This window comes from Roseimarinus sediminis (assembly GCF_050433125.1).
GTDB classification, from domain to species: Bacteria; Bacteroidota; Bacteroidia; order Bacteroidales; family Prolixibacteraceae; genus Roseimarinus; species Roseimarinus sediminis.
The window spans coordinates 38,497-54,514 of record NZ_JBNPXV010000004.1; the positions used below are offsets into that span (position 1 = coordinate 38,497).

Below are 16,018 nucleotides of genomic sequence, written 5' to 3' on the forward strand. Positions count from 1 at the left end.
TTATTGCAATGGAATTTACAGAAAAGTTTGTTTAACACACACGACTACATTTCCTTAATTTTATCATTCAATCAAAACATTTTACACAATTCGCCGGCTCGACCGGCTGAAAATAATTTAATATGTACGATATTTTAGAACTCAACAAGAAGTTAGTTTCTGAACTTCGGGATATTGCCAAGGAACTTCAAATTAAACGTGTTGAGAAATTTAAAAAGCAAGATTTGATTTACAAAATTCTTGACACGCAGGCAATTCTTTCCTCAGAGGGAAAACTCAAAAGTGAGAAACCTGTCGCCAATAAGCCCAAAAAAGAACATCCTGCTCAAGAAAATAAAAAACCGGTAGTCTTTGAAAACAAGAAGACCGATGACGAGAGCAAAGCAAGACGCAAACGTACCCGCCTTACCAAGCTTCGCGATGAAAAGGTGAAGTACAATAAGGATGAGCGCAAAGCTGATTCGAAGGATGTCAAATCCGAGTCGAAGGTACAGGATCCTTTTAAAAAGGTGGAGAAACCTGCAGAACAGGCAAAACCAACAACAAGCGACAACAATGTTCGTCAGAGAGAAAATGCTCCTGTACACAAGCGTCCCGAAACCAATGAACAACAGGGACCGCGCAAACAACAAGTGATGGGCAATGCCAATTATCATTCTACCAGTGCGGCCAATCAAAATGGTAATGCAGAACAGAGTGCTTCGAAAGAAAACCGCAGCACTGAGCCCAAAGAAAACCGTAACGTAGAACAGAAGGAAAATCGCAACGGCGATCAGAAAGAAAATCGTAACTTCGAAGCAAAGGAGAAGCAATTTGATAATCGTCGTAACTTTCAGGACCGTAACGAGCGTCAAAACGATGTTGGTCTAAAGCGCAATTTCCGTCAGAATCAGCAAAATCAGGAAAAAACAATTTTCGATTTTGAAGGATTAATTACGAACTCCGGAGTACTTGAAATCATGCAGGATGGATACGGATTCCTGCGTTCGTCTGACTATAACTACCTCAATTCTCCTGACGATATTTATGTTTCACAATCACAAATTAAGCTTTTCGGTTTAAAAACCGGTGATACAGTAAATGGAACCATCAGACCTCCCAAGGAAGGAGAGAAGTATTTTCCGCTGATTAAAGTATTGGAAATTAACGGAAGAGCTCCTGAGTTTGTCCGTGACCGTGTTCCATTCGATCATCTGACACCGCTTTTCCCCGAAGAAAAATTCAATATTACCAAAGGGGACGGACGTGATTCACTTTCGACCCGTATTGTTGATTTGTTTGCACCAATTGGTAAGGGACAAAGGGGATTGATTGTTGCACAGCCAAAAACCGGTAAAACAGTATTGCTGAAAGAGATTGCGAATGCTATTGCTGCCAATCATCCCGAAGTGTACATGATTGTTTTACTGATTGACGAACGACCTGAAGAGGTTACCGACATGGCTCGCAGTGTGAATGCCGAAGTGGTTTCGTCGACCTTTGATGAGCCGGCCGAACGGCACGTTAAAGTGGCCAATATTGTACTTGAAAAGGCCAAGCGCCTTACCGAATGCGGACATGATGTAGTGATTCTGCTCGATTCGATTACCCGTCTGGCCCGTGCCTACAACACCGTACAGCCGGCCTCGGGTAAGGTATTATCGGGTGGAGTTGATGCCAACGCACTGCACAAACCCAAGCGTTTCTTTGGAGCCGCCCGTAACATTGAGGAAGGTGGATCGCTTACCATTCTGGCAACTGCTTTGACCGAAACAGGCTCCAAGATGGATGAGGTAATTTTTGAAGAATTTAAAGGTACCGGTAACATGGAACTTCAGCTCGACCGACGCTTATCCAACAAGCGTATTTTCCCTGCTGTCGATGTCACCCTTTCAAGTACCCGTCGCGAAGATTTGTTGCTGCATAAAAGTATGCTCGACAAAATCTGGATTCTGCGCAATTATCTGGCTGACATGAATGCCATCGAAGCAATGGACTTTTTACGTGACCGACTGGTGAAGACTGCTTCAAATGAAGAATTTATTATCTCAATGAACAGTGAAAGATAAGCTACAATTGTTTTACTACAGTTTACATAAAAGAAAATCCGCTCAATGGGCGGATTTTTTATTTTAAACGATCAATTTTTTCTATTTAAGATCTCTTTCATTCCATTGCTCATCGAGTTCCTTTTTTGTTTGTTGTATGTCGGGCAGTACCGTTTTGATTTCGGAGTCAGGTAATTCCTTAACTGCTGCCGAGTCGCTTCTAACCCCAAAAATATCGTAACGGCTTAGGGGGCGTTCAGCGGCACGCCAGTCAAATCCATCCAACCTGGTTTCCGAAGAAACAACTTCCATCAATGGATTCATTACTCCCACCGGAGAGCCAACAAAGGTAATCCGCCTGATTTGATTGTCGTTCAGATATAGAATGATGTTGCTGCTTTCTGCCTTGTTCAATCCAATGTAGTCTTTTTTATCGGCCGGATAATAAATTGATTGCCCGTTTCCATTAACATCAATTCGGAACAGCGATTGTCCCTTTATCAGCCCAAGCATATTCTTTCCCTTGATCTGATTGAATTTACTCGAATCAAGTTGTTGAATAATGAAAGAATTGTTTTTCATGTACACTTCGTTTGGAGGCGGAGTGTTGTTGATGAATTCAATGTAATCGGCAGTCATTTGGTTTTCGCCCGACCATAATACCGGATCGTTGTAGAGCTGAATAGTTGAATCGTTGGTATAGTAGGCCAGTGAGTCGGCTACACCCTGCATGTCGGAACGAAAAAAGCGTACATCGTGATAGCAAAGTAGAATTTTTGCATCAACAGCCGAGGTGTCGGGCATGGTATAGAGTGTATCGGCATGCAGGAAAAGCGAATCTTCTTCGTAATACTGTATCCATATTGCCGAATCGGTTACCATGGCATATTGTTCAAAATCATCGTATTCGGCCTTGTTTCCTGCAACGATCATGTTGTTGGCAAAATCGTTGATTACAACGCTGCCCAGCGCATCGCCTTCACCATTGTTGTCGTTGTAAAAAATATAATCGGCCTGTATTTGTGTGTCTCCTCTCCTGATGGTTGAATTGCGTTCGAGTTGGCTCTCGTTGGTACGGGTATTAAACCAGCCCAGGGTGGAATAAACAAAGGTACTGTCGCCAACAATGCGTGTAGGGCCTTCAAAATTTACAATTTCAGTTTCGGTATTGTAAATCATGGTGTCGGCGGTCATGGTATAGTTTTCGTTTTTTAACACCACATCGCGTGTAAAAAACAGCTCATTAATTTGTGTGTAATATCTTCCAATCTCGCTGGTAAGTGTGTTGGTGCTGTCGACAATGGTACCGCCGTAATTGTAGTAACCAATTTCTTCCTTCATGTCGAAATCGAGCGAATCGGTGGTTAGTGTGAGTGTTGGGTCTTCAAGAACAACATTATAGCGTGCTTTGGCCAATTCGGTATTGCCATCGTAGCGAATGTACCGGGCCCAAAGATTGAGTGTGTCGTTACTCAGGATGTGAACATTTCCAAAGGCATCCACCTGGTTGGTATTCGAATAAACCCAGGCACTGTCGCATTTCATTACAATATTTTTATGGGTCAGTCGTACATCACCAATCAGCCTGCGCGCATCCTTTACAATTTTTACATCGCTGAGCATGATATTGGCATTTTCGATTTGGATGGTTTTTTTTGATTTCTGTTGGGCCATCCCCTGAATTGTTATCAACAACAGGAGCCATGATAAAATAAGCCTGACCAGTAATGTCAGGCTTTTATGTGTGCGAATGTAAATTGTACCGTACAACATGCCGATTTTATTAAAGCAATTGTTCGATGATGCTTTCAACAGTCAGGTTTTCGGCTTCGGCCTTGTAATTTTTGATAATGCGATGTCGGAGCACCGATATAGCCACTGCTTTTACATCTTCAATATCGGGGGAGTACTTGCCATGCAGTGCTGCGTGGGTTTTTGCACCAATAACAAGGTATTGCGAAGCACGTGGTCCGGCACCCCATTTTAGATATTGTTTGCTTATAGCAGGGGCCAGTGGTGATTCGGCCCTGGTTTTAGAAGCCAGGGTAACTGCATATTTCAGTACGCTGTCGTTGATGGGTATTTTCCGTATCAGGTCCTGAAATTCAATTATTTCTGTTTTTGATAAAACCGTACTTAGTTCGGCTTTGTACGACGAGGTTGTATTTTTTACGATGGTTAACTCATCTTCGAATTGAGGATAGTCGAGCCAAAGTGAAAACATAAAACGGTCGAGCTGGGCTTCGGGAAGGGGATAGGTTCCTTCCTGTTCGATCGGGTTCTGGGTTGCCAGTACAAAAAATGGCTTGTCGAGCTTGAAATGATGCCCGGCCGAGGTTACTGAGCGCTCCTGCATGGCTTCGAGCAATGCCGACTGTGTTTTTGGAGGGGTACGGTTAATTTCGTCGGCCAGAATGATATTGGCAAACACCGGTCCTTTGATAAACTTAAACTCCTTGTTATGATCGAGAATTTCGGTTCCAATAATGTCGGATGGCATCAGGTCGGGAGTAAACTGAATACGATTGTAATCGAGACCCAATACTTTTGCAATGGTATTAACGAGCAGGGTTTTTGCCAGCCCGGGCACCCCAACAAGTAAACAGTGCCCCTGACTCAGAATGGAAATGAGCACCTGTCTGATAATTTCATCCTGGCCATAAACAGCCTTGCCTATCTCGCTGAGCAAGATGTCATGCTTTTTATTTAGCGCATCGATGGCTTCTTTATCTCCTGCGTATTTCATGTTTTAGCGGTTTTAATTTACCTTCAAAATTAATCATTTTATCCAGTTTTTAAACCTGAAATCACAATTGGCATAGGTGTCGTCGAGACGAATGTAGGTTTTAGCCTGTCTTTCAGAAATCCATTGCTGTATGGTTTCCTCCTGTTTTTTCTGCAGGTAGATTTCGCTTAACATGGGATAATCTTCTGAAACGCTTGCGGTATGGGCGTCAATTTTGTCGATCAGTTTTACCATCTGGATTACTTCGCGTTGTTTATCGTTGATGGTGATAAACGGATCGGAAATTTCACCAATCTTCATCTGAGTCAGTTTTTTTGAAGCATCGGGCGGGAGTGCCGATAGTTCAAATTTCGACGACATGGTCATTGGGTGTACTACAATTCCACCATTATTGCGAGAGGTTTTATCGTGCGAATAGCGCATGGCGGCCTGTTCGAAAGTGATTTCGTCTTTCCGGATGGCATTGGCCAGACTGTCCATGGTGGCAATGGCCTTTTCCTTGGTCTCAATGTCGATTTTGGGTTTCATAATGATGTGCCGGGCCCTGATTTTTTCCCCCCGTCGATCGATTAACTGAATGATGTGAAAGCCAAATTCACTTTCAACGACATTGGAAACCTGGCCTGCTTTAAGGTTGAAAGCAGCTGCAGAGAAGGCGGGATCCATGGTGGCTCTTCCGAAATATCCCAAATCGCCACCATTACTGGCACTTGGGCCTTCGGAATAAAGCACCGCAAACATGGCAAAGTTTTCTCCGTCTTCGACCCGTTTCTTAATTTTACGCAGTTCATCCTTTATTCTGATTTCTTCCTTCTCGCTGATCGAAGGAATTAAGCTAATCTGAGCATACTGATACTGTGTATTTACCCGGGGCTTTTCATCTTCAGGAAGATTACGGAAATGGTACCTCACTTCCGAAGGGGTTACCTTAACGTCCTGAATGATGGTGTTGCGCATCTGATTACTCAGAATTTCATTTCTTATTACGTCTTTCAGATCGGATTTTAGTTGGGCAATGGGCTTCTTAAAATAGTTTTCCACTTCTTTTTCGGAACCCAGGTGCTGAAGAAAATAATCAACCCGGAGATCGAGCTGCTGATTGATCTGATTATCGGTAACCACGATGTTGGTATCCAGTTCGGCCTCGGCAACCAGTAGTTTTTCAACCATCAAATCTTCGAGTATTTCACATTTCATATCACCTTCGGAGGTAATTCCCTGTGCCTGATTTTGCAAGTTAATGGCTTCAATTTCTGATTTCAGAATGATATTACTTCCAATAATAGCAACTATCTGGTCGATGTTTTTATCCTGCGAAAAAATGGGAAATGAAATAATGTTGAAAATGATCAATAAAGCAACAATTATTTTGCGGTTTTGCATGGTGGTTCTGTTATTTATTAAAGACCGTAAATTTATTGTATTTTAGGCCATTGTTGTACAAACTATCCTTAATTTCTCTTAAAAAATCTAATTTTTTGTTGTTAACGAGCAAGCTTTTAATTTGTGGACTTACAAATTCGATGGGTGCTGTTTCGCCACTGAGGTAATACGACTTGATAACAATAATGTGTTGTTCATTGTCCTTTTCAAATTCAATAGAAACATTCTTTTTGAGAAAAGCCTCAGGCTGCTCAATCGGATAGGCTATCTGATTAAGTAACTGGTGAAAATATATCCAGTTATTGTTGAAATTATCATACTTGCGTGCATGACGAAAAATGAAATCATCACGATCAGGGTCTGCATCTTCCGATATATCAAGCAATTTCCTTTTGTTGTTATTTGATATTTCTACTCCTTCGGGAAAAATAATATAATCTACCGTTACAATCGGATAGTTGAGCGTGAAAGTTTTCAAATGCTTGTTGTAATATTCTTCAATTTCGCTAAAAGCCAGATCGGCATCGACCAGCGCGCTTACCCGCTTGTTTTTATACTTGTGTATAATTAATTCCTGGCGGTACAATTCAAGTTCTTTTTGAATGTTCAGCTCATCAGGCTTAAGCACTCTTTCAGCCTCGGCAACCAAAAGTTGCTGTTTAATCCATTTATTAATGTAATCGTTAATGTAAGCCAGTGAGTCGTTTTTATCTACATTTTGCAAAGGATAATCTTTCACAAGCTCTGATTTTAACAGTACTTTACCTGCAGCCTGAGCTACGATTACATCGTTGGGCTTTTCTGTTTTTTGCATACACGCCGAAAGCACAGTAAGCAAGAGGAATACTATTGTAATCGCTTTGTTCATTTTTCTTTGCAGCCACTTTAATTTATAGATGGTCGGCTTGCTATTGTTATTTCCTTAAACTAGAGTGCCTTCACTTTTTTCAGCAGTCTTTTGTTTACTTTAACTGGATGCTGTTCTCTCAATTGCGCGATCCATGCTTCTTCGAGTAATTGTTGATAGTCAGAAATGTATAAACCGCGGGCTTCATCAAGTGTTTTCGCTTTACCCGCTTCAACAAGCATTCCATGGGTAAAAACCTTCTCCGCATCAGCCCTATCGGGTTGGGGAACATTGAAATGCAAAAAGTCGATCATTTCATTGTCTCCTTTTTCCCATTTGCCTGTTTCTATTTTAACACCCTCGGTACCGGCATTCTGTATTTCGTTTTTCAGGCTTTCCGCGGTGTTAAAGCCCTGATCGATAAGTTGCCTGCACTGGCTGGCTGCTTCAGCTGTTTCACATTCGATAAGCAAGCCATCGAAGTGCTTTTCCCAGAGATACGTTCCTTTGTTGTTCTGATAGTAGCTTTCAAGTCCGAGTGTGTCTTCAACAGCGCGGTCCCATACCTCATCCTGCATAATGGCAAAGAGTAGCATTCCATCGTGGTATTCTTCCATGATTTGTGCAAATTCAGGGTATTTAGCTTCTAGTTTGCTGTCTTCGTACTGTATCAGCACGTCATCGTTGTATTTCTTCAACTGGTCTTTAATTCGAAGTGCAGCGTAGGGTGCTTTGACTTTTTTTCCTGTCAGATAATCGATAAACGATTGCGTGGTAAAAACTGAGTCGCCTACCTTGTAAAGGGGAAGCCCGACCAGCACTTCGGGAAAGTAGTTGAGTGTCTGACCTGCTGTATCGAGGCTTTCGTTTAATTTGGCAAGGTTTTCAGCGTAGCTTTCATAGCCATAGTTTTCCTTCAGCTTGTTAATGAATAAAAGCTGGCTGTGTTTACTGCGCGCAGGGTCGGCTTTCACTTTTTGGGTGAGCTCCTCTTTGATATCTTCAAATTTTGGAGGCGGACGGCGGTCAATCATTTTAATGATGTGCCATCCGTAAGGAGTGCGAACAGGTGGTGCAATGCTTCCTGAATCTTCAAGAGCAAAAGCAGCTTCGACAAAGGGTTTAACACTGAAGGTTTCAGAAATCCACTGCATCTCGCCTCCATTATTTTTTGAGCCGCGGTCGTCGGAGTGCTTTGCTGCCAGTTCGGCAAAATCGGCACCATCGAGCAAGAGCTGATAAAGGCTGTCGGCTTCTTTTTTGTACTGTTGATCAATGGCCTCATTCACTTCATTGCGGTTGTTGAACATTTTCATGATGTGTGCAACCTTTACCTCTCCTTCATTTCTTTTGAGGTCATTCACCTGAATAATATGATACCCATACTGGGTGCGAACCGGCATGCTTATTTCACCAACGGGGGTATTGTAGGCTGTATTTTCAAATTCAGTAATCATGTTGAAGGCCTTGAAATAACCCAGATCGCCCATGTTGGTTTGGGCCGAAGGATCTTCAGAGAAGGCAACAGCCAGTTCGGCGAAGGTTTTCTCACCGCTAAGCGCCTGATTGCGAATATCGATGATTCGCTGGTAAATTTGCAGGGTGTCTTCAGGGCTGGCATTGGGAGCTACATTCAGGAGAATATGACTTGCTTTGACATGGTTGATGGTTCTGAAATAAGCCGTTTTAACCATTGAGTCGGTAAATGAAACATCGGTAAGATAAGGTTTGGCGAGTTCTTTACGGTAACCTTCCAGTTCATCGATGAAAGCCTGAATGGTATCGTATCCCTTGTTCTCGGCTTCAATTACCTTTAGTTTGTAGTTAACAAATAAATCGAGGTATTCTTTTGGCGATTTAACATCCCGTTCGTCGTTGAGTTGCGTATTGTTTTTTCGGTAAATGCGCTCATATTCATCGAGTGTAAATTGATGATCACTAATGGTTACAATTACATTTTTTCCGGCCAGCAGGGTAGTGGCCAATAACATAAACAGAAGAAATGATAAATAGCGTTTCATAATTTATATCGTTTGTTTGCCAGTGTAATTTAATATTAGAAGCAGGTTTATACGCTTAAAAAAAGGATCCGGAACTACCGGAACCTTTTTTAAACGAATAATATAGTTGATTATTATCGGCTACTGTAATTAGGAGCTTCACGGGTGATGGCCACATCATGCGGGTGGCTTTCGAGAACTCCGGCGGCAGTAATGCGTGTAAATTTAGCATGGTGCAGGGCATTGATGTCTTTAGCACCACAATAACCCATTCCTGCTCTTAAACCTCCAATAAGCTGGTAAAGTACTTCGTACAAGGTGCCTTTGTAAGGAACCCGGGCAGCAATGCCTTCGGGAACCAGTTTTTTAATGTCTTCTTCAACATCCTGAAAATAACGGTCCTTCGATCCGGCCTGCATGGCTTCGACCGATCCCATACCACGGTAGGCTTTGAATTTACGCCCCTGGAAGAGGATGGTTTCACCTGGTGATTCTTCAACACCTGCAAACAGGCTTCCGGCCATCACGGAACTGGCACCGGCAGCCAGTGCTTTAACAATGTCGCCCGAATAACGCAAGCCGCCATCGGCAATTACGGGTACACCTGAATCTTTAATGGCTTTCGAAACATTGTAAATGGCCGATAATTGCGGCATTCCCACACCGGCTATCACCCGGGTGGTGCAAATTGATCCCGGACCAATTCCTACTTTTACTGCATCGGCACCAGCGAGTACCAGGTCGGTAGCAGCTTCGGCCGTCGCAATATTTCCTACTACGAACTCTTTCTCGGGATATTTGGCTTTGGCTCTTTTCAACGTTTCGAGTACGTATTTCGAATGCCCGTGTGCCGTATCCATTACAATGGCATCAACATCGGCTTTAACCAGGGCATCGATGCGTTCCATGCTGTCGCCACTAATTCCTACAGCGGCTGCCACTCTCAGTCGTCCTTTCTTGTCCTTGCAGGCATTGGGCTTGTCTTTGGCCTTGGTGATGTCCTTGTAAGTGACCAGCCCGATCAGCTTATTGTTTTTATCCACTACGGGCAGCTTCTCAATTTTGTAATTCTGAAGGATGTCGGCAGCTTTTTCGAGGTCGGTCGATTCATTGGTGGTTACCAAATTTTCTTTGGTCATCACTTCTTCGATTTTTTTATCGAAATGTCGTTCGAATCGCAAATCTCTGTTGGTTACGATGCCTACCAGGTAGCCATCCTTATCGACAACCGGAATGCCTCCGATTTTATAGGTACTCATCATCCCGAGTACATCAGCCACGGTTTTATCTTTTTCAACAGTAATCGGATCGTAAATCATGCCGTTTTCTGCACGTTTTACAGTGGTTACCTGCTTTACCTGTTCATCGATACTCATGTTTTTGTGAATGACCCCGATACCGCCTTCACGGGCAATGGCTATTGCCAGTTTCGACTCAGTAACAGTATCCATGGCCGCTGAAACAATGGGGGTGTTCAGAACGATGTTACGGGTGAAAGTAGAAGTGAGCATCACATCGCGTGGAAGTACATCAGAGTAAGCTGGTACTAACAATACATCATCGAAGGTAAGTCCTTCGGTGATCACTTTGTCGGATAAGAATGACATATTATCGTTTTTTGTTAGAAATTTGTCTGCAAAGCTAAAAAAAATCAGTTAATATCGGGCGCAGAACAATTGATAAATGGCACTTACAGCTATTCCAAATTTTAAAAATTTAAAGTTTATTTTTGATGCAGTAATCTAAGTTGAATTAAACATTGAGCCAATACACCAAAATATTACAGCAGTACTGGGGCTATTCGACGTTCAGACCCCTTCAGGAAGAGATCATTGAATCGCTCGCCGAAGGAAAAGATACACTCGGATTAATGCCTACCGGAGGTGGAAAATCGATTACCTTTCAGGTGTACGCGCTCTCAACACCCGGTATGTGCCTGGTGATAACTCCGTTGATTGCCCTGATGAAAGATCAGGTGGAAAATCTTCGTCGGCGTGGTATTAAAGCACAGGCCATTTATTCGGGAATGAGCGCCGAAGAAATGAAGGTTGCTTTCGATAATGCCAGCTGGGGCGATTATAAGTTTCTTTACCTTTCGCCCGAACGCATCGCAACAGAGCGTTTCCGTGAGCGGCTCCGGAACATGAACATTAACCTGATCGCAGTGGATGAAGCTCATTGTATTTCGCAGTGGGGCTACGATTTCAGACCTTCGTACCTGAAAATTGCTGAACTAAGGGAGTTATTGCCCGATGTATGCTTGCTCGCACTTACGGCCACTGCCACCACCAGGGTGGTAAACGATATTCAGGAGAAGTTGCAGTTCAGGGAAAAGAACGTTCTTAAGAAAAGCTTCAAGCGCGATAATCTGATTTACAAAGTCCGGCACGAGGAAAATAAGTTGGGTTTTGTAGTTAAAACCCTGAAACAAGCCAAAGGAAGCGGCATTGTATATACCCGAAGCCGGAAAAAGACCAAAGAAATTGCTGAGATGCTGCAGCGCGAAGGGCTTCGCGTTACCTATTACCATGCTGGCTTGTCGGGCGATAGCCGAAGTGTGCGACAGGAAAAATGGCTGACAGGTGAAGCGCAGGTAATGGTGGCAACCAATGCTTTCGGAATGGGAATTGATAAACCCGATGTACGTTTTGTTTTGCATCTCGATGTACCCGACTCAGTTGAAGCTTATTTTCAGGAAGCGGGAAGAGCCGGGAGGGATGGAAAAAAGGCGGTGGCCATGCTGCTTTTTAACAATGCAGATAAGGTCAGGCTAAAAAAGGGAATTGGTGAGAAATTTCCACCAGCAGAACAAATCAAACGTATTTACGAGGCATTGTGCAATTATCTGCAATTGGCCGTTGGTTTTGGAAAACACATGAGCTACGATTTCAACCTGGTTGATTTTGCAAAAAAGTACAGATTTTCGCTGGTACACACTTTTAGTTCCCTAAAGATTCTTGAGCGGGATGGATACATGCAGCTAACCGATCAGTTAACGCGTCCATCAATGGTACATTTCAGGGTTAACCGCGATGATTTGTACCGTTTTCAGGTCTCCAACTCAAAATTCGATGCCTTCATTAAGTTGTTGCTCCGCTCGTATACCGGCATGTTTACCGAATATCGTCCCATCAATGAACAAGTACTTGCCAAACGATCGCTTACAAGTACTGAACTGGTTTATAAATATTTGAATGCGCTCGACTCACAAAAGATTATTCACTATGTTCCACAAAAGGATACGCCTTTTATTGTGTTTTTACGTGAGCGAATTGAAGCTTCAAAACTGGTGGTGTCAAAAGAAAATTACATGGAGCGAAAGCAGCAGTATGAGAAGCAGGTGGAGGCTGTTTTGAATTATGCCGAATCGACTTCGGTTTGCCGCAGCCAGCTTTTATTGCATTATTTTGATGAGAAAAACCCTGCACGCTGCGGTGAGTGCGATGTTTGCAATGCCATGAATAACCTGGGTTTGAGCAATACTGAATTTAGCCGTATTCAATCAGATATTGAAAACCTGCTGAAGAAGGATGCTCTTTTTCAACATGAATTATTTTTCCGTTTAAAAGGAAATGAAGAACATGTTCAGATGGTAATGCGCTGGCTTATGGATAATCAGGCAATTAAGCTGCGTATTGATGAAAAACTCGAATGGAAGGGACTGCTTAATTAACAAGAGAATTCATTACTTTTGCGCCTCAAAACAGAATTATGGGAAGAAGTAAGCGAAATAAAAAGCCAATTTACGAAGGTGTTGAAATTAGCGATATCGGTGCCGAAGGAAAAGCCATCGGAAAGGTCGACGATGTGGTATTGTTTGTAGCCCAGGCCATCCCCGGCGATGTGGTAGATGTGCAGGTAACGCGAAAACGTAAGCGCTACCGCGAGGGAAGGGTGATTTCGTACCGAAGCCTCTCACCCCAGCGGGTAGATGCTTTTTGTGAGCATTTTGGTGTTTGCGGAGGATGCAAATGGCAGAGTCTGCCGTATGATAAACAGTTGTATTACAAGCAAAAGCAGGTTGTTGATCAGCTGACAAGAATTGGCAAGGTGGAACTTCCTGAAATCACACCGATTTTAGGTTCAGAAAAGACCGTTTTTTATCGCAATAAACTTGAATTTACTTTTTCGAACAAGCGCTGGCTGACCTTCGAGGAAGTTGAAACAGAAGCTGAAATTGAAAACAACAATGCATTGGGATTTCATATTCCCGGCTTATTCGATAAGGTAATCGATATTAACAAGTGCTGGCTGCAGGGAGGCTTGTCGAACGAAATCAGAAATGCCGTCCGCAAACATGCACTCGAAAATTCACTTACCTTTTTTGACATCAAAGCACAAAGCGGTTTCCTGCGTAACCTGATTATCCGTACTTCAACTACCGGCGAGCTGATGGTGATCGTTTCGTTTTTTCACGAAAATACCGAACAGCGCGAAAAGTTGCTTCAGTCGCTGGCCGATCAGTTTCCGCAAATCACTTCACTGATGTACGTTATCAATCAGAAAGGCAACGATACCATACTCGATCAGGACATCCTTGTTTTCAAAGGGAATGATCATATTTTTGAAGAAATGGAAGGGCTGAAATTTAAGATAGGCCCCAAATCATTTTATCAGACCAATTCGGAGCAGGCCCATGAGTTGTACCGCCTGGCACGCGAATTCGCCGGATTAACCGGTAATGAGGTGGTTTACGACCTGTACACCGGCACCGGAACCATCGCTAACTTTGTTGCCCGTACTGCCCAAAAGGTGATTGGAATAGAGTATGTTCCCGAAGCCATTGAAGATGCAAAAGTTAATTCGTCCATTAACGGGATTGAAAATACTCACTTCTTTGCGGGCGACATGAAAGAGGTGCTTTCCGATCGCTTGCTTTCGGAACATGGCCAGCCCGATGTGATCATTACCGATCCTCCCAGAGCAGGGATGGATGCACGCGTAATAGAAACCATTCTGGCAGCTGCGCCCCAAAAAATTGTTTATGTGAGCTGCAATCCGGCCACTCAGGCACGCGACCTCGCCCTGCTCGATACTGCTTATAAGGTTAGCAGGGTACAGCCGGTTGATATGTTTCCTCATACCCATCATGTTGAAAATGTTGTTTTGCTGGAAAAGCGTCATTGAAAATCTTATAAAAAAGCAGAAATGTTAGCCATTTTATCACCGGCAAAAGATATGAAAGTACAAACTGGGATCGTTCATAACGATGTTGCTTTCACTATTCCTGAGTTTTTGCCCAAATCAGCGGCCCTGATCGCAGAGCTGAAAAAGTTGAACAAGGAAGCGCTTTCTGAACTGATGAAAATCAGTGAAAAACTGGCCAGCTTGAATTACGACCGCTACCGCAACTGGACCAGAGAGCACAGCACCGAAAATGCAAGCCGGGCCATTATGTCGTTTAAGGGCGAAGCTTATCGGGGTTTGAATGCTGTCGATTTCGACACTGATGATCTGCAGTATGCTCAATATGTTTTGCGTATCTTATCGGGCTTGTACGGAGTGATCAGACCACTCGACCTGATTCAGCCTTACCGCCTTGAAATGGGTACAAGGCATTCTTTTAAAGGTAAAAAGAATTTGTATGAGCTTTGGAAAACAACAATTTCCAAAGCCATCGACCAGGCGGTGGAAGCCTCACCGGGCGACAAGGTGCTGGTGAATGTGGCATCGAATGAATATGCTTCGGCCATTGATTTTAAAAGGCTGAAAAGCAGGGTGCTTACGCTTTCTTTTAACGAGGAAAAAAACGGTAAGGCCCAAACAGTGACGGTTTATGCCAAGAAAGCCCGGGGGATGCTCTGCCATTTTATGATAAAAAACAGATTGGAAAGCGTGGACGATCTGAAAGCTTTTGATTATGAAGGTTATTTTTTTGATCAGCAGCGTTCAAGCAATGATCACTTTGCTTTTATTCGCTAAGTTTATTCAATGTATTTCCAGATAATTGCAATGTTGCGTGCATGCATTTCTTCCACCTTCTTGTTTAAGCTCAGCACATTGCGGTATTGCTCGAAGAGCTCTTCAAATTGATCTTTTTGTTTGATTGCTTCAATAGGGACATTGGTGGCTTTGGCCTCGCTAACCACCTTTCTCACCAACTTGCAATAATCATTTACAAATTCAAGTGTTTCGCGCTGTAGCGGTCGCTTTCCGTGTGTTGTTAATATATGATCAATTTTATTTTGCTTTACAAGTAGTTTGTCCAGTGAGCGAATCCAATGGTCAATATCATTGGTTCTGTTTTGATAAAAACTGGGCATGTTCTCTTCACTGTAGGCTCCCAGGTGAAACAGGTTGCCTGTGCACAGCACCGCTTCATTGGGCAGGTAAACTGCAATGTCGGCGTCGCCGTGTCCCTTTCCCATGTAGGTGAGTTCAATCTTTTGATTACCGGCTGTGAGTGTGAGGCTGTCTTCAAAGGTTAAATCGGGGTAGCGGGCCTTGTAATTATTGATCAGGTCGCTTTCGTAAAAGCGGTACAGGTCAATGGCTTCGTTGATAGAGTCGGAAATAGCTCCCGAAATTTTGATGGTATCAAGCACATTGGTTTTGTGGTAAATTTTTTTGCGCAGAAACTCAACGGTTTGTCCCAAAAACAGATCATCGTAATCCTTAATTTCTCCGATGCTGTTGGTATGAGCTACGATGTTGTTCTGATCAAAAATGCAGTTCCCTCCCGAATGACATGAATGTCCGTGTGTGTTGATCACGTATACGAATGTTGAATCGTTGAAACGCCTGTGCACAGCCGATTTAATCAGTTGGGCATTGGCCGGTGAATTTTGGGTGTCGATCAACACGATTCCCTCGTCGGTTCGAAGTGCAACCGAATTGATGATGTCGTTGGGCCAGCCAAGGGTGTGCAGCTGCTTTTTATCCGGACTAATGGTGACCACGTTGGAGGTAATCTGCTTGAGCACTGTGTTTCGTGCCAGCAGTGCAGGTTGTATCAAAACCAATACAAAAAATACAATCAGGTATCTCATTCTCAATTTTCTCTCCTCTGCTTAAT

At 43.2% G+C, this 16,018-nt stretch carries 11 protein-coding genes; 4 read left to right on the plus strand and 7 right to left on the minus strand.

Annotated elements, in window-relative coordinates; all coding sequences use genetic code 11:
* Nucleotides 1-122: 122 nt before the first annotated feature.
* Complete coding sequence (gene rho, locus FHS86_RS06405; RefSeq protein ID WP_429412149.1) at nucleotides 123-2,048, plus strand: transcription termination factor Rho; 1,926 nt, start codon at nucleotides 123-125, stop codon at nucleotides 2,046-2,048.
* An 81-nt stretch (nucleotides 2,049-2,129) separates the two neighbouring features.
* Here rho and FHS86_RS06410 read toward each other — a convergent pair whose 3' ends face one another.
* The 6 genes from FHS86_RS06410 to guaB form a co-directional block, all read right to left on the minus strand.
* Nucleotides 2,130-3,701, minus strand: coding sequence for an OstA-like protein (locus FHS86_RS06410; protein WP_429412150.1), 1,572 nt, complete (start codon nucleotides 3,699-3,701; stop codon nucleotides 2,130-2,132).
* Between the two features lie 109 nt (nucleotides 3,702-3,810).
* Nucleotides 3,811-4,773, minus strand: coding sequence for an AAA family ATPase (locus FHS86_RS06415; protein WP_429412151.1), 963 nt, complete (start codon nucleotides 4,771-4,773; stop codon nucleotides 3,811-3,813).
* Nucleotides 4,774-4,806: 33 nt separating this feature from the next.
* The gene (locus tag FHS86_RS06420; RefSeq protein ID WP_429412152.1) at nucleotides 4,807-6,156 is read right to left on the minus strand and encodes a peptidylprolyl isomerase; all 1,350 of its coding nucleotides are present in this window, start codon (nucleotides 6,154-6,156) and stop codon (nucleotides 4,807-4,809) included.
* A 10-nt stretch (nucleotides 6,157-6,166) separates the two neighbouring features.
* Nucleotides 6,167-7,024, minus strand: a complete 858-nt coding sequence (locus FHS86_RS06425; RefSeq protein ID WP_429412153.1) for a hypothetical protein — start codon at nucleotides 7,022-7,024, stop codon at nucleotides 6,167-6,169.
* Between the two features lie 59 nt (nucleotides 7,025-7,083).
* Nucleotides 7,084-9,024, minus strand: coding sequence for a peptidylprolyl isomerase (locus FHS86_RS06430; protein ID WP_429412154.1), 1,941 nt, complete (start codon nucleotides 9,022-9,024; stop codon nucleotides 7,084-7,086).
* Between the two features lie 113 nt (nucleotides 9,025-9,137).
* Nucleotides 9,138-10,610: an IMP dehydrogenase gene (gene guaB, locus FHS86_RS06435; protein WP_429412155.1), complete on the minus strand. Its 1,473-nt coding sequence runs from the start codon at nucleotides 10,608-10,610 to the stop codon at nucleotides 9,138-9,140.
* A gap of 152 nt (nucleotides 10,611-10,762) precedes the next feature.
* Here guaB and FHS86_RS06440 point away from each other — a divergent pair, with 152 nt between their 5' ends.
* The 3 genes from FHS86_RS06440 to yaaA are packed head-to-tail and all read left to right on the plus strand — an operon-like array spanning nucleotide 10,763 to nucleotide 14,925.
* Nucleotides 10,763-12,676: a RecQ family ATP-dependent DNA helicase gene (locus FHS86_RS06440; RefSeq protein WP_429412156.1), complete on the plus strand. Its 1,914-nt coding sequence runs from the start codon at nucleotides 10,763-10,765 to the stop codon at nucleotides 12,674-12,676.
* 38 nt (nucleotides 12,677-12,714) lie between these two features.
* Nucleotides 12,715-14,130, plus strand: coding sequence for a 23S rRNA (uracil(1939)-C(5))-methyltransferase RlmD (gene rlmD, locus FHS86_RS06445; RefSeq protein ID WP_429412157.1), 1,416 nt, complete (start codon nucleotides 12,715-12,717; stop codon nucleotides 14,128-14,130).
* Nucleotides 14,131-14,151: 21 nt separating this feature from the next.
* Nucleotides 14,152-14,925 carry a peroxide stress protein YaaA gene (yaaA, locus tag FHS86_RS06450; RefSeq protein ID WP_429412158.1) on the plus strand — a complete coding sequence of 258 codons (774 nt, stop codon included), beginning with the start codon at nucleotides 14,152-14,154 and terminating at the stop codon, nucleotides 14,923-14,925.
* Between the two features lie 2 nt (nucleotides 14,926-14,927).
* Here yaaA and FHS86_RS06455 read toward each other — a convergent pair whose 3' ends face one another.
* Entirely contained in the window at nucleotides 14,928-15,992 is a 1,065-nt protein-coding gene (locus FHS86_RS06455; protein WP_429412159.1) for an MBL fold metallo-hydrolase, read from the minus strand.
* Nucleotides 15,993-16,018: the final 26 nt, after the last annotated feature.